Here is a 20,390-nt window from a genome sequence, read left to right as displayed (position 1 = left end):
CTGCCCCGCGGGCGACCGGGCCGCGAGGCCGCGTCAGGAGGCGAGCACGCGCTGGTGCAGCGCGGTGACGACCTTGCGGGCAGAGGAGATCGCGCCGTGCTGCCAGGCGTCCAGATAGCTGAGGTAGTCACCGGCGAAGTACACGTGCCCCTGGGCCGTGTTGAGCGGCGCGTACGCCGGTGCGTCGGGGCCGCCGGGCATGGAGTGCCAGGCGCCTTCGAGGTGGGGGACGAGCTTCCACTGGTGGGAGTAGGACGCGGCGAGTTCGCTGCGGTACTTGCCGCCGTGGATCTTGACGCCCTGGTCAAGGGCGCGTTCCAGGCGCTGGGCTGGGGTGAGGGCCGAGTACACGTCGGAGTGGACGCCCGTGTTGTAGTAGCCGATGACCAGGCCGCGCTCGCCAAGGTGCCCGTAGGACGGGTACCAGATGTGATCGAGGTCCAGGTCGGTCTCGGTGATGCCGCCGAAGATCCTGAAATCCCTCTCCCACCAGCGGCTCTTGTACTCGAGGCCGATCTTGGAGGCGTAGGACGGTTTCACCGCCCGCAGGGCGGTCTGCACGGCGGTGCCGAGGTTGTGCGAGGTCTTGGCCAGGATGTGCGGGGCGAGGGTGGCGATGCAGTAGTCGGCCGTGATGGTGCGGGTACGGCCGTTCTGGGTGTAGGTGATCAGCACGCCGTCGGAGGTGTTCTTGATGTCGGTGACGGGTGCGCTGGTGCGGATCTTCTCCTCGCCTATGGCGCGGGCGAACGCCATCGGTATCCGGTCCATGCCGCCGACGGGCTGGAACATCAGCATCGCCTGGTCGTAGCCGAACTCGAAGGAGAAGTAGCGGCCCACGTTGGAGGCGAACACATCGGAGAGGGAGGGTACGTCGCCGAGTCTCTCGCCGGGGGTGCCGGCGGCGCCCGGGTCGACGCTGAAGCCGCGGTGTTCGGTTCCTGTGTACGTGTAGTCGGACCCGAGCGAGCCGTAGCTCTTGAGGAAGGTGAGCAGCCGTTCCTTGTCGTCCGCCGTCAACTCGGCATCCAGGGCACCGGAGTTGGTGGCCTTGGACAGCAATTCGGAGACGTAGCCGTAGACGTCGGCCTTGGCGGTGCGGTACTGGACCGGGGCCTTCATGCCGGTGGTCTCGTTGTAGATGAGCGCGCCGGCATTGGTGTTGGTGAAGACCTCGATGGGCACGCCGAGCTCGCGGCAGTAGTCGAGGGTGACCATCCACTGGGCGAGGCGTGCGGGGCCGGCGTTCATGTACTGGCCCTTGCTGAATCCCGCGGTCTGGCTGACACCGTTGATGTCGGTCAGCCGGTCGCCGCCGCGGACGGTGAGGTTGCGGCCTCCGACGCGATCGCGTGCTTCGAGGACCGTACAGTCGTAGCCGGCCTTGCCGAGTTCGTAGGCGGAGGTGAGACCGGCGATGCCGCCGCCGATGACGACGACCTTGGGGGGCCTGCCCTTACGGCCCTGGAGGGTGAAGTCGCCGTGCCTCGGGGCGCGGAACGGTGCTTCCTTCTCCGCTGCGTAGGCGGCGGTGGGGGCGAGGCCGAGCGCCCCCATCGTGGCGAACATGGCGCCCGCACCGCCGGTCACACCCACACTGCGCAGGAACGCGCGTCGGCTTGTTCCCGTCCCGACTTGAGGCTCTGCCATGGAGGGGCTCCCCTTCCGATCTTGAACGACGGGGGAAGCGTGCCAATGGACCGTTACGGCGTACGACGCATTCGTGTATCCCGCACGTTTCTGTAGGCGCAGAGCCGAGGAGACATCGACGCGTGGGGCCGGAGGCACCCCCGGCCGGCTGCGAGGCCAACGGGGCTGGGGACACGATGAGTCGGGATGAAGCGTGGGGATGCGTGCGCGGTGACAAGAGGCGGATTCAGACGGCGGTCGTGGGGAGCGCGGACTCCGATGAGCCCCTGCTGCGTCCGCTGGAGGCGACCGAGTCGGATGCCTTCCGTCGCCGGCACGACGGTGACACGTTCTGGTGCGGGCTCCTGCTCGGAGGCTGACGAGCGGCGTCCCGTTGGCCACCCATCCGATACTGCTGCGGGCCACTTACAGCACCCGGGGAGCCGTCAACCTGGACGCCTTTGTCCTCTTTGTGAAGTATAAGGGTTGGCATAAAGGTGACTTGACACCTGATGGACAGGGCAGACTGCTGACCTCGGCACTTGACGGCACCACGCTGTCCTCTCATGAGAGACATGCACAACAGGTGGCGCCGCGGGATCCGCCCTCCCCGGCCTCGGCATACGGTGGCAGCCGCCGCCCTCGTGGCGCTCGTGACCGGACTGACCACCGCCCCCGGCGCCGCTCAGGACCTCGGCCCGGGCACCGGGCGGACGGAAGCCGCCGCGCAGACCGGAGCGGCCCGGTCGCCGATCATCTCCCGGCATCAGCTCACGCTCATCACCGGTGACCGCGTCACGCTGGAGACGGACACCTCGGGCAAGCAGAGTGTGTCGGTCGAGCCCGCCGAGGGCCGCGAACGAATCGCGTTCATCAAGCGTCAGGCCGGTCGCGACTGGACGGTCATACCCGCCGACACGCTCCCGCTGCTCGCGACGGGCCGCCTCGACAAAGCGCTGTTCAACGTCTCCGCCCTGGTCCGGGGCAAGTACGCGCAGCGGTCGAGCCTGCCGCTGATCGTTGAGTACGCCGGTACCGCGGGCACGGCCCGGCGACAGCTGACCGCCGCCGGTGCCGACGCCGTCCGCCCCATCGGCGGGACCCCCTTCGCGACCCTCGGCGAACACCGCGCGGACGCCGCCGGATTCTGGAAGCGCATTGCCCCCGGGCGGGCGGACGCCACGTCCTTCGGAGCGGGTGTGCGCCGGGTGTGGCTGGACGGCCACTCCAGGATCCAGCTCGACAGCACGGTGCCGCGCATCGGCGCCGAGCACGCCTGGGAGAAGGGCTACACCGGCACCGGCGTCAAGGTCGCCGTGCTCGACACCGGTTACGACCCGCATCACCCGGACCTCAAGGGCCTCGTCACCGAGTCCGCGAACTTCACCACCGAGCCGAACACCGACGACCTGAACGGCCATGGCACCCACGTGACCTCCACGGTCGCCGGTTCCGGTGCGGCCTCGGACGGCAAGTACAAGGGTGTGGCACCCGGCGTCCAGATCCTGTCCGGCAAGGTGTGTACCGCGGACGGCAACTGCGACAACTCGAACATCGTCGAGGGCTTGGCCTGGGCCGCCCAGCACGGCGCCAGGGTGATCAACCTCAGCCTGGGCGACACGGACACGCCGGAGACCGACGCCCTCGAGGCCATGGTCGACACCGTGTCCCGCGACTACGGCACCCTGGTCGTGGCCGCGGCCGGCAACAGCGGTCCCGACAAGGTCTCCTCACCCGCCTCCGACGACCTGGCGCTGGCCGTCGGCGCGGCCGAGGAGGACGACGACCTCGCCGCCTTCAGCTCGGTCGGCCCGCGGGTGGGCGACTCCGGCCTCAAGCCGGACATCATCGCCCCCGGCGTCAACGTCGTCGCCGCACAGGCAGGCGGCACCACCGCCGACGACGGCTATGTCGCGATGAGCGGCACCTCCATGGCCACGCCCCACGTGACCGGAGCCGCCGCCATCCTGTTCCAGCAGCACCCCGACTGGACGGCGGAGCAGGTCAAGCGTCAGCTGATGCAGTCGGCGACCGGCGCCAAGGAGCACGGCGCCTACTTCCAGGGCGCCGGACGCGTCGACGTCGCCCGGGCGGTCGACCAAGGTGTCACCGCCGACACCACCGCACTGGACTTCGGGCACATCCGCTGGACGGACGGCAAGCGGCCTCCGGTGTCCAAGACCATCACCTATCGCAACCCGGGCGCCGCGCCGGTCACTCTCCAGCTGAAGGACAACCCCAGCAGCGGCAAGAAGGACGTGCCCGCACCGGCCGGCGTGTTCCGGCTCAGCGCCGGCTCGATCACCGTGCCCGCGCACGGAACGGCGGACGTCACCCTCACCGCGACGCCGGAGGCCACGACCACGTACGCCGCCTACAGCGGCGTGGTCAGCGCGGCCTCGGCGGACGGCCAGGTCTCGGTGCGCGTCCCGTTCGGCATGGACGTCGAGCAGCCGTCCTACGACCTGCGCATCGACATGAAGAGCCGCACGGGCGCCGCCCCCGACAACGCCTACCTGCTGGTCAACTCGGCCGACGGCAAGGAGTACGACGTCGAGGCGCTCGGCAAGAGCAGCACGGTGGTGCGACTGCCGAAGGACACCTACTCGGTGAGCGGCTTCTACTTCGACGCCTCCTTCACCGAGGGCACCATCGTCGGTGTGCCGAAGGTCGTGATGAGCGCCGACCGGCAGGTGACCATCGACGCCCGGAAGGCGAAGCCGGTCACGGTGTCGGCACCGAGCCGCTCCGCGCGCATCATGTCGGCCGAGATCGGCACGATCAGCATGGCCGACCAGCTTCTCTCGGTCACCATGTACAACGCGATCGGCACGGACCACATCGACGGCGTGTACGCGGTGCCGACGGCCCGGGACAAGGAATCGAAGTTCACGTACCTCGTCACCAGTGTCTGGGGCGACCCGGCCGGCCCCGACGGGAATCCTTCCTCGGTCTACTACCTCACGCGACCGGTGCACGGCGCGATCCCGGCGGACCCCGCCTATCACCCCCGCAAGTCGGAGCTGGCCCGGGTGAACACCACGTTCGCCGCGACCACGCCCGGCACCACGGCCATGCGCCTTGTGTGGACGTACGTCGACGACGTCCGCTTCAGCGGACGGGCGATGGAGGGGATCCCGGTCCCGACGCGACGCGTCGACTACTTCTCGGCGGCCGACGGCCTGCGCTGGCAGACGGCCTTCGACCAGAACAGCTTCCTCGACCCGGACGCGCACGGGCAGGGCTACCTGAGCGACCTGCACGGCTACAAGGCAGGCTCCCAGGTCGAGGAGCGGTGGAACGGCGGGATCCAGGCCGTGGGCCTCTCGGACCAGATGGCCGCCTACCGCGAGGGCGACACGATGTACCGGCCCTTCCAGTCGGCCGCCAACGGCAACCTCGATCTGGTGGCCGACACCACGGCCGGGCTGCCCAAGGTGGAGCTGCGACGCAACGGCGAGTTGGTCTCCCAGGACTGGAGCATGAGCGACGTCCCGGCCGATGCCACCTCCGCCGACTACCGTCTGACGGTCGAGCAGAACCGTGACGTGGCCCCCAGCTCCGTCTCCACGAGTGTGCGGGCGGAATGGCGGTTCCGGTCGCAGACCACGACGACCCGGCAGGCGCTGCCGCTGTACGCCGTCCGTATGTCGCCGAAGCTGGACGAGTGGAACCGGGCCGAGGCCGGCCGCAGGCTCGACATCCCGGTCCTGATCCAGCGGACGGCCGCCGCCCCGGCTTCGCCCGTCCGCGTCTTCACGGCCGAGGTCTCCTTCGACGAGGGGAAGACCTGGCGGTCGGTGCGGATCGAGGGCTCCGGCATGGAGCGCACCGTGACCGTGGAGCACCCGCGCAGCGCCGCGGGCGGATCGGTCAGCCTGCGCGTCCACGTCGAGGACGCGGCGGGCAACTCCTTCAAGGAGACCGTCATCAAGGGTTACCTGCTCAAGTAGCCGCCTTCGCGGAGCAGCCACTTCCTCGAGCAACCGCTTCCGCGAGCAGTGCAGCCCGGCCGCAGCGGCCGGACGGTCGGACAGGGCCCGCCGCACACACCGGTGGGCCCTGTTCGTGTGCGATGCGACGTCCTACCGTACTCAGAGCCAGTCGCGGCGGGCCGCGTGCCAGCCCAGCTGCATACGGGTCGCGACGCCCGCCAGGCTCATCAGGCCCTGGATGCGCCGCTGGACGGTGCGCTTGCTGACCCGCAGCTGTCCGGCTATCGCCTCGTCCGTCATGCCGGCGACCATCAGGGAGAGCAGGTGCCGGTCCTCCCCGACCGGCGAGGCGGCATCCGTGGTGCCGGCGCCGCCGATCTGGCCCTCCCCTGTCACCCGGAGCGGGGCACCGATCTTCCAGTGGTGTTCGAACAGGTCGATGAGCGCGTCCAGCAGGCTGCTCTCCCGCACCACCGCGGCCCGTAGTTCCCGGGGGTTGCGGGATGCGCCCGAGGCGGCCAGCGGCAGGATGGCCACCGAGCGGTCGGCGATCGCCATCCGCAGCGGCAGCAGAGGCACCGCCCGGGCGACCTCTCCGGCGCGCACGCCCTTGACGACGTAGTCCACCGCGTCGGGGCAGTCGAAGTACGCCTGCTCGTACAGGGCCCTGTAGAGCACGCCCCGGTCCAGCGCGTCGAACTCCTCCTGGTTGCTCTCCGGGGACATGGCCACGTACTGGGCCTTCACGAACCACATCATCTCGCGGTCGGTGCCGTGCTGGAGCTGGCGCAGATGCTGGCGCAGTGCCGCCGCGCCGGTGATGATCTCGACGGCCTCGCCCGTGCTCCGGGCCCATGCGCTGCGGCGGTGTGTCTCCGCCAGTTCGTAGATGGCGGCCCGGGTCTGTTCCAGGGCGTGGATGTGTCGTTGGAGCCGGGGCATGAGGGCCACCTGCGGCGGCACGGCCGTGAACCATTCGGGACTGTCCTCGGCCGCCGACGCCAGGCCCTTGTGCTCCAGCGCGCGCAGCAGCAGCCGCGCGGTCACGACGTCGAGGTGCGAGCGGCCGGAGATGTCCTGAGCGGACGCAGTCCCGGTGGCGACCAGAAGGCGGTACACCTCGCTCTCGTCGGCCGTCAGGCCCACCGTCTCCAGCATGTCGCCACCTTTCTCGGTATCCGGGCCGCCTCCGCCCGGGTTTCCGCGAGGGGAACGCGGTCGTCCCGGCGGCTGATTCCCCCATCCCCTGCGACCAGGGACCACGACGGTTGTCCCCGGCGATCCGGTTCTCCGTGACGGGGAGGTGCCGTCAGCATCCGGTGGCCCCCGGGGGCGCTCGAGTGTTGGCAGCGTGGGCATGGCGCGAGCCGAACGCAAGGTGATTTGGAATCCAAACCATGCGGGGTGATACTGGGAGACGGACGGCGGTGCGTCTGCCCAGTGGCGCCGAACTGCCGCTGTACGAACCTGCCACCCCATGGCCCGCAGTCTGTGAGTCCGGCGTGGCCTTCTCGATCGTGCTGCTGTCGAACGTGCTGGGGTGGTGTCAGGAGGTCCGGCACCAGAGTGCGCTGCGCACCGGTCCTGCACCGGCCCCGGTCCCGCGCTCGTGTCCGTCGTCACCGTGCTGACCACCCGCGCCGCGCAGCGCTTCCGGCTAGATCCTCTGACACCCGGGAACGCCGCGTGGGCGGGGCCGCCGGCTGCGGTCCCACCCACGCGGTGCTGTTCCGGGTGACCTCCCGGGGGGTGACGTCAGCGCAGGCCGAAGGCCCGGGTGATCGTCTGCGAGACGGTGTTGCCCGCGCTGTCCCGGGCGCCGACCCGGAGGGTGACGAAGTCGGCGGACCGCGGCGCGCGCAGGTTCGTCCGCCATCCGTCGTCGGACCGGCTCAGGTCGGTCCGCTGCCAGGTCGCACCGTCGTCGTACGACACCTCGACGGTCGGTTTCCCGATGGCGGTGGTGGTGCCCGGCAGGTGCGAGGCGGTCACCGTCAGGCCGGCGTGCCGGTCGGCACGGCCGGACTTGTCGGTGTCCACGCCGTAGTCGAGCTGGATGAGCGGCAGGGACACCGCCGCGTCGCTGCTGGTGACCGCGGAGGTGAAGTCCCACTCGGTCAGCGTGTGCGTCGAGTACGGATTGGCCCAGGTGCCGCGGTCGTTGTCGAGGACCAGCCGGTAGGGCAGGCGCTCGGCGCCGAGGCCGGGAACCTGGAGGTACTCGGCGTTGCCCCAGTCGAGCTGCTTGTCGCCCTGGTAGAGCGACATCCAGTCCTTGACGTCGAAGTTCGCGCCGGCCTCGCCGACGTGGCCGGACCCCGAGTCACCCCAGCCGGGCGCGGTGATGTACATCGTGTCGAGGTACCGCACGGGCTGGTAGCTGAGCGGGCCCATGCGGGGCCGCTGGATCGGGCCGAACCAGCTGACCTTGCCGGTCTTGCGCGCCGGGTAGGTCAGCGGGGCGATCGAGTGCTGCCCGGTCTCGCCCTGGATGAAGGCGTCGTCGAGCCATGTGGTGCCGGCGGTGACCCAGTCGGTGCGCTCGCCCTGGGCGGGCGCGGTGAGCTGGTTGCCGACGGCCCAGCCGCGCCAGACGTCCGGGCGGAACTCCATCGCCTTGCCCTGCCGGTAGTTCCGGAAGGAGACGTTCACCCGGCCGAGGTCCTTGGACTCCTCACGCCAGGTCGGGTCCGCCGGAACGGCGCCCGTCCAGTGGTGCACGACGTCGTAGACGTAGTCGGTCGTGGGGTGCGAGGTGACCTTCAGCGAGACCGTGCCGTGCCGGAGTCGGCCGAGCAGGTCGGCGCCCTGGTCGGCGTTGAGCGTCGCCACCGTCACCGGGGCCGGGCTCTCCGGGCTCCAGGGGTTCTCGTCCCAGGGCTCCATGCGGCCGACGCCGTCGTTGACGACCAGCAGCAGCCGGGCGCCGGCGGCCGCGGCGGCCTCCGCCTGGGCCTTGATCCCTGCCGTGCCGGCGCCGCGCACCACGACGGCCTTGCCGCGCACGTTCCGCCGCGCGAGCTCCTCGGCCGTGCCGTTGCCGGCGAAGACCGCCGTCAGCTTCCGGGTACCGGCGGGCAGCGGCGTGGCAGCGCGCTTGACCAGCGGGTCGTTGAAGGTCGTCGACTTCGTGCTCACGGTCAGCGCAGGCTGTTCGAGGCGGAAGCGGGCGCCGGTCTCGAACTCGCCGTCGGTGACCTTCTTGCCGGTCGGGAGCGCCCAGATGCTGTCGTAGGACGGGTCCGGCAGCATCGACGTCTCCACCAGGCTGTCGGTGAAGGACCGGTGGGCGTCCAGGCGCGGCGCGACGGCGGTGGTCTGCTGCGGCACGCGCGCCAGGATCCGGCGTGCCTTGCGGCCGTCCAGGGTGACGGTACGGTCCTGGTCCAGCTTCACGTCGTTGAAGGAGAGCAGCACCATGCCGCGCGAGTGCGGGCCTTCGGCGCCCCGCACGTCACCGGTGAGCCAGCCGCTGTAGCTGCCGACGGGCAGCCGCGCCGTGCCGGTGCCGGACGCGTCGAGGTCCATCACCGTGAAGAGGTGCTCCGCGGTCAGGACGACCCGGCCCTCCAGCGGCTTGCCCGAACGGTCCTTGGCGACCACGGTCAGATTCTGCCGCCGGCCCTCGCGGGCCGCGCCGATCAGGGTCCGGGCGCGGACCGTCCCGGCGCCGTCCGTACCGGTGATCATGGCGCTGACCGACTGGTCGCCCGCCAGCTTGTCCAGAGCCGCGGTCAGCGTGACCGCGGCGGTGCCGTGCGCGGGCACGGTGACATGGTCCTCGGAGAGGCTGAACAACCCGGCCGGGACGGTGCCGTCGACCGCCAGGCTGAGGCTGGCCGGGGCGTCGCCGACGTTGGTGTACGTCACCGTCCGGACGTCGGTCTCTCCCGGCTTCGGGGGCCACGTGTGGAAGCCGGAGTAGGCGGTCGTGGTGGCGAAGACCGTGGTGTGCACGGCCGCCAGCGCGTCGAGCCGGCCGGCGCCCGCCTGGTACGGGGTGTACGCCGTGGTTGCCTTGGCGCTACTGACCAGCGCCTCCTTGAGCTGGGTTCCTGTCCAGTCGGGGTGCTCGGAGGCGAGGAGCGCGGCGGCACCGGCGACGTGCGGCGTCGCCATCGACGTGCCGCTCATCGTGGTGTAGTAACCAGAGCCGCGCTTGTAGTGCGAGCGCGCCGCGACGATGTCGACGCCGGGCGCGGTGATCTCCGGCTTCAGCCCGCCGTCGCCGTCACGCGGGCCCTGGCTGGAGAAGTCGGCGAGCGTGTCGGTGGAGTCGACGGCGCCGACGGTCAGCGCGGAGTCCGCGGCACCGGGGCTGCTGATGGAGTGCGGGCCGCCGTTGCCCGCCGCGATCACGAACAAGGCGCCCGTGTCGTGGCTGAGCTCGTCGACGGCCTGGCTCATCGGGTCGGTCTTGTCACCGCCGCCGCCCAGACTCATGCTGATGATCCTGGCCTTCTGGTCGCGGGCGGCCCACTCCATGCCCGCGATGATCCAGGATTCCTGACCGCTGCCCTCGGAGTTGAGCACCTTGCCGACGGCCAGCCGGGCGCCGGAGGCGACACCCCGCTCCTTGCCGCCGGAGGCACTGCCCGTGCCGACGATGGTCGAGGCGACGTGCGTGCCGTGGCCGTTGTAGTCGGCGATGTCGTCCTCGCCGGGGACGAAGCTGGCGCTGTCGGACACCTGCCCGACCAGGTCCGGGTGTTCGGTGTCCGCGCCGCTGTCGAGCATCGCGACCTTCACGCCCTGGCCGGTGTCGCCCTCCGCCCATACCTTCTGCGCGCCGATCTGGGCGGTGGAGTCGGCCAGGTCGGCCTTCACCTTGCCGTCGAGCCACACGTGGGCGACGCCGCCCGCGAAGGACGGCTTCGCGGACCGGGCCGCCGCGCCGGAACCCCCGGTGAGCGAGGACCAGAACTCCCGTGCCCGCTTGTGGTTCTGGGCGAGGGCCGCGCCCTGGATGCTGTCCAGGCGGCGGACGTCGGTCGAGCCGGCCATCTTCGTCCGGGTGCGGGCCTTGGCGGCGGCTCCGGTGTAGCGCACGATCAGCGGCAGCCGGGAGCTGCGCGCGTCGTCATAGCCCTCGTTGATCAGCCGTGTCACGTTGAAGAGCTGCTTGTCGAGTGTGCCGGCGCTCACGTACGGCAGGGCGGCGTCGGGGTAGACATAGGTGGCACCGTCCACGACAACGCGGTGGAAGCCGGTGGTGGCTCCGCTCGCGGCCTGGAAGGAGCGCACGACGGTACCGTCGGCGGCGGTCCCGATGGTGACCTTGTCCCCTGTGATCAGGGTGACGGTGTGCGTGCCGGCAGCGCCGGGTGTCCGGTGTCCGGCGTCGCTGTGCGACACCTCACCGGCGGAGTACGCGGACACGGCGGCAGTCGCCGGTATGACGCCGAGCGTGAGCGCGGTCGCCACGGCGAGGGCGATCGGCCCGGGCCGGGGGATGGGAACCTTGGGCAAAGAGGACTCCTGAGACGCGGCGAAGAGCGGAAGATCACTGGATGCTGTGGCCTTCCCCGCCGTCGATCAAGGGGCCGCACTTGTCGCTCTTGCGCCATGGCACAGTTGCGCCGCGAGCAGGCGGCGTCGGCCACCGCGCGTCCGGCGGACGGCGGTGGATCGCCCCATGGATTCGGGTGAGGGACGGAGCAACGGGCCTGTGGGACATTCCGGCCGGCGGCTTGGCGCACGCCCCCGCCGGGGCGGACGTCAGGTGTGGCGGGCCCGCGCTCTCACGTCATCGATGGGTGAGGGGCCTTCCCGCGGGGGCCGACAGCCCGTGGTCGTGGCGTCGCGCTTGCCGTCAGCCTTCGAGGTCTCGGACGGCCTCCGCACGTTCGCACAGGGGTGCCGCCGTCTGGTTGCCGGGTCCGCCACCGTCGGGGGGTTTGCGCGATTCCGCGCGCTGTGCGTGCAGCCGCCATGACGGCTCGGCACGGGCGCTGACGCGGACGGGGGCGCCCCTGTCACAGGGACGCCCCGGCGGTGCCCGGCCACGGGGTCGAGCGCTCACGCCTTGGCGGAGGACTTGGGGACGCGGATCATCAGCAGGGCGACGGCCAGGGCGCAGCCGACGAAGACGATGCTGCCGGTGAAGGCGCTGCGGACGCCTTCGGTCACCACCTTGTGCACCGCGTCGACGCCCGTGCCGGCGTGCCCGGCGGCGTCGTCGGCGGACGCGCCGTACACGGTGACCAGGATGGCCAGCCCCAGGGCACCGCCCAGTTGCATCATCGTCTGCAGCACGCCCGAGGCCGCGCCGGCGAACCGCTGGGGGACACCGCTGAGCACCGTCACGTTCGTCGGCATCAGGCAGCAGCCCGCGCCGACGCCGAAGAGCAGCATCGGACCGAGCACGCCCGTGAGGTAGCTGTCGGAGACCGAGAGGGTGCTGAGCCAGACCGCCGTGACGGTCATCAGCAGCGCGCCGACCACCATGAACCGCTTGGCGCCGTGCCTGGGCAGCATCTTCGGCACCGCCCGCGCCACGACGAACATGCCGAGGGTCATCGGCAGGAAGGCGAGGCCGGCCTGGATCGGGGAGAACTCCAGGACGTTCTGGATGAACTGGCTGAGGAAGTAGAACAGGCTGAGGATGGTCGCCGTGAACATCAGCATGGTGGCGTAGGCCGCCGCGCGGGTGCGCTCCGAGAACAGCCGGAGCGGGACGACGGGCTGCGCGGCGCGCCGCTCGGCCATCAGGAACGAGACGAGCAGGACCACGGCGGCGGCGAAGCAGGTCAGTGACACCCCGTTTCCCCAGCCCTCGGAGGGCACCCGGATGAGCCCGTACACCAGGGCCGTGACACCGGCGGTGCCGCTGATCGTCCCGGCGAAGTCGAAGCGGCCCGAGTGTGCCGGGGTCTCCCGGACGCACATCGGGGCGAGCACCGCCACCGCCAGACCGATGGGTACGTTGACGAACTGGATCCACCGCCAGGACGCCAGGGAGGTCAGGATGCCGCCCAGGATCAGACCGAGCGAGGTCCCGGTGGCGGCGGTGGCGGAGTAGATGCTCAGTGCCCGGTTGCGGGGCGCGCCCTCCTCGAAGTTGCCGGCGATCAGGGCGAGGGTGCCCGGTGCCGCCATCGCCGCGCCCACTCCCTGCAGCGCCCGGGCCGTGACCAGCAGCCACGGCGTGTCGGCGATGCCGCCGAGCAGCGACGAGACCGTGAAGATCACGGTGCCCACGACCAGCACCCGGCGGCGGCCGTACAGGTCGCCCATGCGGCCGCCGAGCAGCAGCAGGCCGCCGAAGGCCAGCAGATAGGCGTTGATCACCCACGACAGGCCGACGGGGGAGAAGCCCAGGGCCTTCTGGATGCTGGGCAGTGCGATGTTCACGATCGTGGAGTCGATGGCCACCATCAGGTAGCAGGTCACGATGACCGTGAGGGTGAGCGCGGAGCGGTTCGGCCGTGAGGTCGCGGTCGCCGGCTGCCCCGGTGCGTCCGGCTCGTCCTCGGCGGGTGGCGAGCCGACGGTGTTCTGGCTGGACATGCTGCTCCTCGGGGGACCGGCGCGAGGGGGACGCGCGCTGTCGACGACGCGGGAGAGCCGGAACGGGATACCGTCGGCCGCGCGTTCACTCAACGAGCGTAGAGCGAAGCGCCGCATACGGTCAACGTGTGTTGAGCGAAGCGGTTAGAATGGATGTGTGAGTACCGAAGAGCCCCCGCTCTCGCGAGCCGAGCGACGCCGCGCGACCGAGAAGCGCATCCTGGACGTCGCGCGTCAGCTGTTCGGTGAGCTCGGTTACGACCGTGCGACGATCCGCAGCATCGCCAAAGCGGCCCAGGTCGACCCCGCCCTGGTGATGCAGTACTTCGACAACAAGGAGAACCTCTTCCGGCAGGTGGTCCGGCTCGACGCCGCGGAGTCCGCCGCGGAGACCGCCGACCCGGTCATCGCGCAGCTCATGGCGGGCCTCGGCGTGAAACTCGCGGGCATGCCCGCGCCTTCGCTGGCCATGCTCCGCTCGATGCTCACCCACCCGGACATGGCCGCGGAGATGCGCGAGACGTTCGACCGCCAGATCAAGCAGGTCTCCGCGGTCATGGAGGGGGAGGACGCCGAACTGCGGGCGGCACTGCTGATCATGGCCCACCTGGGCGTCGTCGTCGGCAAGCACCTGCTCGCACTGGAACCGCTGCGCGACACCCGCCCGGAGCGGATCATCGAGCTGCTCGACCCCTGCTTCAGGACCTTGGCCGATCCCACGCCCTGACGGCCGATGGGCCCGTGCGGTTCGGGGTGGTCACCGCTCAGCCCGCGCGAGGGCGGGCCAGGCCGTGGTCGTAGGCGAAGATCACCGCCTGGATGCGGTCGCGGGCGCCGATCTTGGACAGGACGCGGCCGACGTGGGTCTTCACCGTGGATTCCGACAGCACGAAACGCGTGGCGATCTCCCCGTTGGACCAGCCCTTGCCGATGGCGACGAGGATCTCGCGTTCGCGGTCGGTGAGGGCGCCGAGACGCGGATCCTCGGCAGAGCCGGTGCCGCCGGGTGGCACGAGACGGGCGAACTCGTGCAGCAGGCGGCGGGTGAGGGCGGGCGCGATCACCGCGTCGCCGACGGCCACGGCGCGGATGCCGGCGAGGAGTTCCTCGGGGCGCGCGTCTTTGAGGAGGAAGCCGCTGGCTCCGGCGCGCAGGGCCGCGTAGACGTACTCGTCGACGTCGAAGGTGGTCAGGACGAGCACCCGGGAACGGCCGCCGGCGGCGACGATGCGGCGCGTGGCCTCGATGCCGTCCATACCCGGCATGCGTACGTCCATCAGGACGACGTCGGGGCGCAGTTCGGCAGCCTTGCGGACGGCCTCGCTCCCGTGCGCCGCCTCGCCGACCACCTCCGTCTCGGACACGGAGTCCAGGAGCATGCGGAAGCCGTACCGCTGGAGCGGCTGGTCGTCCACGATGAGCACGGTCGTCATCGGACGCCGGCCCGGGGGGTGAGGTCGAGGGTGGCGCACACCGTCCAGCCGCCACCGGCCGGGCCCGCGCTCAGGTGTCCGCCGTAGAGAGCCGCTCGTTCCCGCATGCCCACCAGGCCGTGTCCTTCCTCGTTCGCCGGGCCGGGACGGCCGGCCGGTGCGGAGGGGCCGGAGTCCTGGACGGTGACGGTCAGCCGGGCGTCCTCGACGACGACCGCCAGGCTCGCACGGGCGCCCGCACCCGCGTGCTTGAGGGTGTTGGTCAGCGCCTCCTGCACGATGCGGTGGACCGCGAGCTGCACCCCGCTGTCGAGGGCGTCGACGTCACCGGCCGTACGGTAGACGACTTCCAGGCCGGCGGCACGCACCGCCTCGCACAGCGCGTCGAGGTCCGCGAGACCGGGCTGGGGGCTGAGTCCGGGCTCCGCGCGCGGGCCGTCCGGATCGCGCAGGACACCCAGCACCCTGCGCAGTTCGCCCAGGGCCTGGCGGCCGGCGTCGCCGATGAGGTGCAGGGCCTCCTCTCCCCGCTCCGGACAGGCGGCGGTGGCGTAGGCGCCCGCGTCGGCGAGTGTGATGATGACGGACAGGTTGTGGCCGACGATGTCGTGCATCTCGCGGGCCACCCGCGCCCGCTCGGCCGCGACGGCGAGCCGGCCCCGCTGGTCGCGTTCGATCTCCAGCCGGGCCGCACGGTCCCGCAGCCCGGCCAGCTGGGCCCGCCGGACACGGATCACCAGACCGAGCGTGAGAGCCGCGGTCGCCGTGCTGAGGAGGAAGAAGAGCGCGTCCCCGACCGGGACCGCCGCCGACAGCCTGGCCGCGACCAGGCCGAGTGCCCCGGCTGTCACCGCGCAGGCCCACGGCAACTGCCGTAGCCGTCCGTGCAGGGTCAGGCTGTACAGGGCGACGAGGAGGGCGACGTCCGCGCGGAGGGCGGCGCCGACGGCCCACTGGAGGGCGAACACGGCCGTGACCGCGCCGAAGGCCACCGCGGGTGCCCGGCGCCGCCACAGCAGCGGCAGCACCAGCCCGGCCTGAAGGGCCGCCATCCCGGCCAGGGGCAACCGGGTGAACACCACCCGGAAGCGGCGTGGTGCGTCACCGTCGCCTGTCCCGCCGACGAGGCCGGCCGCGTGCAGCAGGTCGGGCAGACAGAACACCACGAGGACGAGCACCACCACCGCGCTGTCCAGGACCCACGGGCGGGCCCGGTCGGCGTACCGGAGCCGCTGGCCGGCCCGGCCGAGCCGGGCGACCAGCGGCCCCATCCCGCTGAGGTCTTCGGTGGTCACGGAGGTCACCAGCCCATGATGCGGTGGCGTGGCTCAGACGTCGCCGCGCAGCAGCCGGTACGACGCGCCGGCGAGCGCCAGCGCCGTCCAGCCGAGGATCACCGCGAGTCCGGCACCGGGCGACAGGGCGGTCGGGTCATGGGTCAGGGCGAAGACCGACTCGCCCGCGCGGCTGGGAAGGCAGGGCAGGATGTGCCCCTGCCACGAGGTGGGCAGCAGGGAGACCAGTCCGGGTACCAGCATGAGGGCGGCCACGAGCACCGAGATGCCGCCGGCCACGGACCGCAGCAGCGCGCCGAGGGCGGTGCCGATCACGCCGACCAGGCCGAGGTAGAGCCCGGCGCCCAGGAGGCTGCGTACGACACCGGCGTGAGCGAGACCCATGGCGGCGGGCGTGCCGGAGACGATCCGGCTGCCGATGAGGAAGGCGGCGAACGCGCCGGCGGTCGCGATCACCAGCGCGACCACGCCGAGCACCGCCGCCTTGGACCAGAGCACGGGCAGCCGGCGCGGTACGGCCGCGAGGGTCGAGCGGATCATGCCTGTGGAGTACTCGCCCGCGGTGACCAGCACGCCGAGCACGCCGAGGGCGAGCTGGGCGACGTTCGTGCCGAAGAGGGACAGGCTCACGGCGGTCGCGGTGGCGAAGTCGCGGTCCAGGTGGCGGCCGGAGCCGACGGCGGAGGCGTAGTGGCTCGCCGCGATGACACCGAAGGCGACGAGGAACAGCAGGCCCAGTCCGAGGGTGATCCAGGTGGAGCGCAGGGACCACAGTTTGGTCCATTCCGAGGCCAGCACGCGCCGTCCGGTCACCCGGTGGACGGGCCGCGACGCGGCGGCCGCCGCGGTCCCGGGTGTCCCAGGGGTCTTCGGGGTCGCCGTGAGGGTGCTCATGCCGCGCTCCCGGAGGTCTCGGTGCGGGTCGTGGAGCCGTGGTACTCCACGGCGTCCCGGGTCAGTTCCATGAACGCCTCCTCCAGCGACACCGCCTTGGTGGTCAGTTCGAACAGGGCGATGGCGTGCTCGGCCGCCTTCAGACCGATCTCCCGGGCGGAGACGCCGGTCACCTGAAGTTCCTCCGAGCCGATGCGGCCGGTGATCTCCACACCCGGTCCGGCGAGCACGTCCCGCAGCCGCGCGGGGTCGTCCGTCGCGACGCGCACGGTGCCGCCGCCGGCCTGGCGGACCAGGTCCCGCACGGTCGTGTCGGCCAGCAGCCGCCCCCGCCCGACGACGATGAGGTGATCGGCCACCAGCGCCACCTCGCTCATTAGGTGCGAGGAGACGAACACCGTGCGCCCCTCGGCCGCGAGGGAGGTGAGCAGGTTGCGGATCCACAGGACGCCCTCGGGGTCCAGCCCGTTGACGGGCTCGTCCAGCATCACGGTCCGCGGGTCGCCGAGCAGGGCGGCCGCTATGCCGAGCCGCTGGCCCATGCCGAGGGAGAAGGCACCGGCCCGCTTCTTCGCGACGCTGCCGAGACCGGCGAGTTCGACGACCTCCTCGACCCGGCGGCGCGGGATGCCGTGGGTGAGGGCGAGGGCACGGAGATGGTTGTGGGCCGAGCGGCCGGGGTGGATCGACTTGGCCTCCAGCAGCGCGCCCACCTCCTGCAACGGCGCCTCGTGGCGGGCGTAGCGCCGGCCGTTCACCGTGACGGAGCCGCTGGTCGGCGCGTCCAGCCCGACGATCATGCGCATCGTCGTGGACTTGCCCGCGCCGTTGGGTCCCAGGAACCCGGTCACCGCGCCCGGCTTCACGGTGAAGTCCAGGCCGTCCACGGCCGTCTTCTCCCCGTACCTCTTGGTGAGCTGCTGTGCCTCGATCATGTGTTCTCCCTCGGACTCCGGCGTCCGTGACGGCCGACGCCTCCTTCCTCACGCTAGGGCCGTGACCTGCCGGATCCGGTGGTACCGAGGGGGGAACCAGGCCGGGCGGGTGGTACCGGGGTACTACGATCCGGGGCGCACCGAGCGAGTGCGAGGCCGACGGCTTCAGCCGCGCGGGGCATCGCCGTGATCAACCGCCCGGTCCGCCGAGCGACAGCGGGCGATCCCGGCGCGGCCGCTCTTCGGTTCCGGCGCGTGCGCGTCCCTCGGCCGGGTGGCCGGCGCGGCGTAGGGCAGGCTCGAAGTCCTCCTCGTACAGGCCGCGGCGCGGGACGTCACGCAGGACGTGATCGTCCTCCTCCACCAGGATCCTGGGGCGCATGGTCCTGCGTCGGCTCGGCGGCCGGAATCGTCGTGTGGTCGAGGAAGGCGGCGGGCAGGGCGCAGGCAGCCGCGCACAGGCACGTTCCGAGCCAGCCGACGGCGAAGAGCCAGCCGCCGATGACGTCGGTGAACCAGTGCACGCCCAGGTAGATCCGGGTCAGGCCCACCAGCAGAGCCCAGCAGGCGACGGCCGTCCGCAGGGCCGTGCCACCGCGTGGGGCGCGCAGGGTCAGGGCGATGATGAGCATTCCGGCGGTCAGGGCGGCCGTCGTGGTGTGCCCCGAGGGGAACGCCCAGCCGCCGGCGTGCGCCGACCAGTCCGGGTGCGGTGGGCGCGGCCGGTGGACCAGCTCCATCACACCCGACCGCAGCAGCTGCCCGAGTCCGAGGCAGGCGAGGCAGAGCGCGGCGGCCTGCCACCGCTGCCGCGCGGTACGACCCATCAGGGTGCCGGCCAGCGCGGCGAGCAGATAGGGAACGACGCCGGTACCGGTGCCGGTCACGCCCCGTGCCACGGTCACGGCCGTCTCCGGGCGGTGACCGACCGCCCAGGTGTGAAGGCCGTGATCGAGCCACAGCGGAGCACCGGCCCCGCCCCCGACGACCATGGCCAGTACGGCGAACGCCGCCCAGGCGCCGAGGGCGACGCTGCCGGCCAGCTCGGCGGCGTCCTTGCGGTTCACGAGGCCGACAGCAGTGGACGCAGTGGAGCCGACGCGGCCACCCGGCGGGCCATCGCCGGGGAACCGCGCCGGACGGCGAGCATCGTGACGAGAGCGGTCAGCCCGCCCACCACCAACCCGGTCACCACGTCGTGCGGGTAGTGCACGCCGACCCAGACCCGCGAGGCCGCCATGGCGGCCGCCGCCACGCAGGCGACCGCGCCCAGCCGCCGCCAGACGAACAGCAGCGCCACGGCGGCAGCCGCGGCGATGGCCGCGTGGTTGCTGGGGAACGACCAGTCACCGGGCGCCGGACACGCCTCCAGGGTGCTCACCCGCAGGCTCCGGCACGGCCGGTCCTCACGCACCGCCGACTTGAGCACGGCGTCGACGCCGTACGCCAGCACCACGACCACCGGCACGGCCAGCGCGGTCACCGCCGCCGTCGCCCCGGTCCGCCGGGCACGCCACCAGCCGGCGACCATGAGCAGGGCGAACAGCGCCAGCCCGTAGGCCGACCACAGCGTCACCGCGGTGTCCAGCCAGCCCGGCGAACGCTGCGCGAGATCCACCACGTCCCGATAGGCGGAGCCGTCGACCGACGCCCCGTCGAACGCGAGCATCATCGACGGGCCCCCTTCGCCTCGGCCCGCCCACGGCCGCGGTACAACTCCACGGCGAGCGGCAGCAGCGATATCACGACGATCAGTGCGACCAGCGGCAGCAGGTAGCGGTCCACGTCCGGGATCGAGGAGCCCAGCGCGTATCCCGCCAGGGTCAGGCCGAGGCTCCACACCAGGCCGCCGGTGGCCTGCCAGACGGTGAACACCCGGAGGGGCATCCCGAGCGCTCCCGCCAGCGGATTGAGCACGGTCCGCACCACGGGCACGAACCTGGCCAGGACGACCGCCTTGGCGTGCCCGTACCGGTCGAGCAGTTCCTCGGCCCTCTCCGCTCCCTCACGCAGCCGAGCCGAACGGCTGCGGGCCAGCAGGACACCGCCCGCCCGACGCCCGATCAGATACCCGCACTGTGCGCCGGCCAGCGCGCCCACCGCCGCGGCCACCAGCAGCGGACCGAGGGACAGCTTGACGCCGTGCTGCCCGGTGCCGGTGCACAGCAGGCCCGCGGTGAACAGCAGGGAGTCACCCGGCAGGAAGAAACCGATCAGCAGGCCCGTCTCGGCGAACATGACCACACCCACTCCCAGCACGCCGAAGGCGGCCAGGAGCGACTGCGCGTCAAGCGGGTTCACCGCGAGCTGCGACGACAGAACCACGGGTGTGGTCATCGGCAGGAGTCCTTTCGGGACGGACGACTGGGCGCACGGCGCCCGGCATGCGCACCCCAACGGTCTACAGTTCCGTAGACCGTCTACGAAACTGTAGACGATCGGGGGGGATCGTTCCCCGTGGGCCCGGCGCAAGCCGCGCTGTGGACGCTCACCGTCTCGGTGCTGCTGCGCGCTCGGCACGCTCGCCCTGACCGGCCCGCTCGGGAACCCCGCGTTCGCCCTTCTCACCGAGCGGGTGCGGCCAGGCCGCGGAACTCGATGCCCGCTGCCATCCCGCGCTGGGCCGCTCCGCGAGGTCACGCCGAGCGGGCCGCCGACGAGACCGCCGTCGGCACCGCCCTCCTTCACCCCGCCCCGCACACCCCGCGCGCCATGTCACGGACAGTCCGAGGCTTGCCTCAGCGTGCCGCCGCCCTGTCA

The 20,390-nt window shown here is 71.7% G+C and carries 13 protein-coding genes; 2 read left to right on the top strand and 11 right to left on the bottom strand.

Translation table 11 applies throughout. From position 1 onward, the window contains the following. Window positions 1-33: 33 nt before the first annotated feature. Window positions 34-1,650 carry a flavin monoamine oxidase family protein gene (locus AB0946_RS17625; protein ID WP_366761491.1) on the bottom strand — a complete coding sequence of 539 codons (1,617 nt, stop codon included), beginning with the start codon at window positions 1,648-1,650 and terminating at the stop codon, window positions 34-36. 632 nt (window positions 1,651-2,282) lie between these two features. Between AB0946_RS17625 and AB0946_RS17620 the strand changes: the two genes are divergently transcribed. Beyond that, complete coding sequence (locus tag AB0946_RS17620; RefSeq protein WP_366761490.1) at window positions 2,283-5,582, top strand: S8 family serine peptidase; 3,300 nt, start codon at window positions 2,283-2,285, stop codon at window positions 5,580-5,582. A 141-nt stretch (window positions 5,583-5,723) separates the two neighbouring features. On the opposite strand, the gene AB0946_RS17615 is transcribed toward AB0946_RS17620, so the two are convergent. The 3 genes from AB0946_RS17615 to AB0946_RS17605 all read right to left on the bottom strand — a co-directional run bounded on the left by AB0946_RS17615 (window position 5,724) and on the right by AB0946_RS17605 (window position 13,073). Then, window positions 5,724-6,722: a helix-turn-helix domain-containing protein gene (locus AB0946_RS17615; RefSeq protein WP_366761489.1), complete on the bottom strand. Its 999-nt coding sequence runs from the start codon at window positions 6,720-6,722 to the stop codon at window positions 5,724-5,726. Between the two features lie 597 nt (window positions 6,723-7,319). Next, entirely contained in the window at window positions 7,320-11,033 is a 3,714-nt protein-coding gene (locus AB0946_RS17610) for a S8 family serine peptidase (RefSeq protein ID WP_366761488.1), read from the bottom strand. 549 nt (window positions 11,034-11,582) lie between these two features. Continuing rightward, on the bottom strand, window positions 11,583-13,073 hold the full coding sequence (locus AB0946_RS17605; RefSeq protein WP_366761487.1) for an MFS transporter: 1,491 nt from the start codon (window positions 13,071-13,073) through the stop codon (window positions 11,583-11,585). Window positions 13,074-13,230: 157 nt separating this feature from the next. On the opposite strand from AB0946_RS17605, the gene AB0946_RS17600 reads away from it, so the two are divergent. Further along, complete coding sequence (locus AB0946_RS17600; protein WP_366761486.1) at window positions 13,231-13,800, top strand: TetR family transcriptional regulator; 570 nt, start codon at window positions 13,231-13,233, stop codon at window positions 13,798-13,800. Window positions 13,801-13,837: 37 nt separating this feature from the next. Here AB0946_RS17600 and AB0946_RS17595 read toward each other — a convergent pair whose 3' ends face one another. The 7 genes from AB0946_RS17595 to AB0946_RS17565 form a co-directional block, all read right to left on the bottom strand. Further along, window positions 13,838-14,506, bottom strand: a complete 669-nt coding sequence (locus AB0946_RS17595) for a response regulator transcription factor (protein ID WP_366761485.1) — start codon at window positions 14,504-14,506, stop codon at window positions 13,838-13,840. Beyond that, window positions 14,503-15,801, bottom strand: a complete 1,299-nt coding sequence (locus AB0946_RS17590) for a histidine kinase (protein WP_366761778.1) — start codon at window positions 15,799-15,801, stop codon at window positions 14,503-14,505. Before AB0946_RS17590 ends, AB0946_RS17595 begins: the two co-directional genes overlap by 4 nt. A gap of 33 nt (window positions 15,802-15,834) precedes the next feature. Continuing rightward, window positions 15,835-16,695: an ABC transporter permease gene (locus AB0946_RS17585; RefSeq protein WP_366761484.1), complete on the bottom strand. Its 861-nt coding sequence runs from the start codon at window positions 16,693-16,695 to the stop codon at window positions 15,835-15,837. Then, entirely contained in the window at window positions 16,692-17,630 is a 939-nt protein-coding gene (locus AB0946_RS17580) for an ATP-binding cassette domain-containing protein (protein WP_366761483.1), read from the bottom strand. Before AB0946_RS17580 ends, AB0946_RS17585 begins: the two co-directional genes overlap by 4 nt. A gap of 335 nt (window positions 17,631-17,965) precedes the next feature. Beyond that, on the bottom strand, window positions 17,966-18,697 hold the full coding sequence (locus AB0946_RS17575; protein ID WP_366761482.1) for a phosphatase PAP2 family protein: 732 nt from the start codon (window positions 18,695-18,697) through the stop codon (window positions 17,966-17,968). Continuing rightward, entirely contained in the window at window positions 18,694-19,302 is a 609-nt protein-coding gene (locus tag AB0946_RS17570) for a phosphatase PAP2 family protein (RefSeq protein ID WP_366761481.1), read from the bottom strand. The genes AB0946_RS17575 and AB0946_RS17570 overlap by 4 nt, the downstream gene beginning before the upstream one ends. Then, window positions 19,299-19,967 carry a DedA family protein gene (locus AB0946_RS17565; RefSeq protein ID WP_366761480.1) on the bottom strand — a complete coding sequence of 223 codons (669 nt, stop codon included), beginning with the start codon at window positions 19,965-19,967 and terminating at the stop codon, window positions 19,299-19,301. Before AB0946_RS17565 ends, AB0946_RS17570 begins: the two co-directional genes overlap by 4 nt. Between the last annotated feature and the right edge of the window lie 423 nt (window positions 19,968-20,390).

Source organism: Streptomyces sp. NPDC046870 (assembly GCF_040704595.1).
Classification (GTDB): domain Bacteria; phylum Actinomycetota; class Actinomycetes; order Streptomycetales; family Streptomycetaceae; genus Streptomyces; species Streptomyces argyrophylli.
Note: the sequence above shows the minus strand (reverse complement) of the source record. Positions and strands in the feature narration are given on the sequence as shown.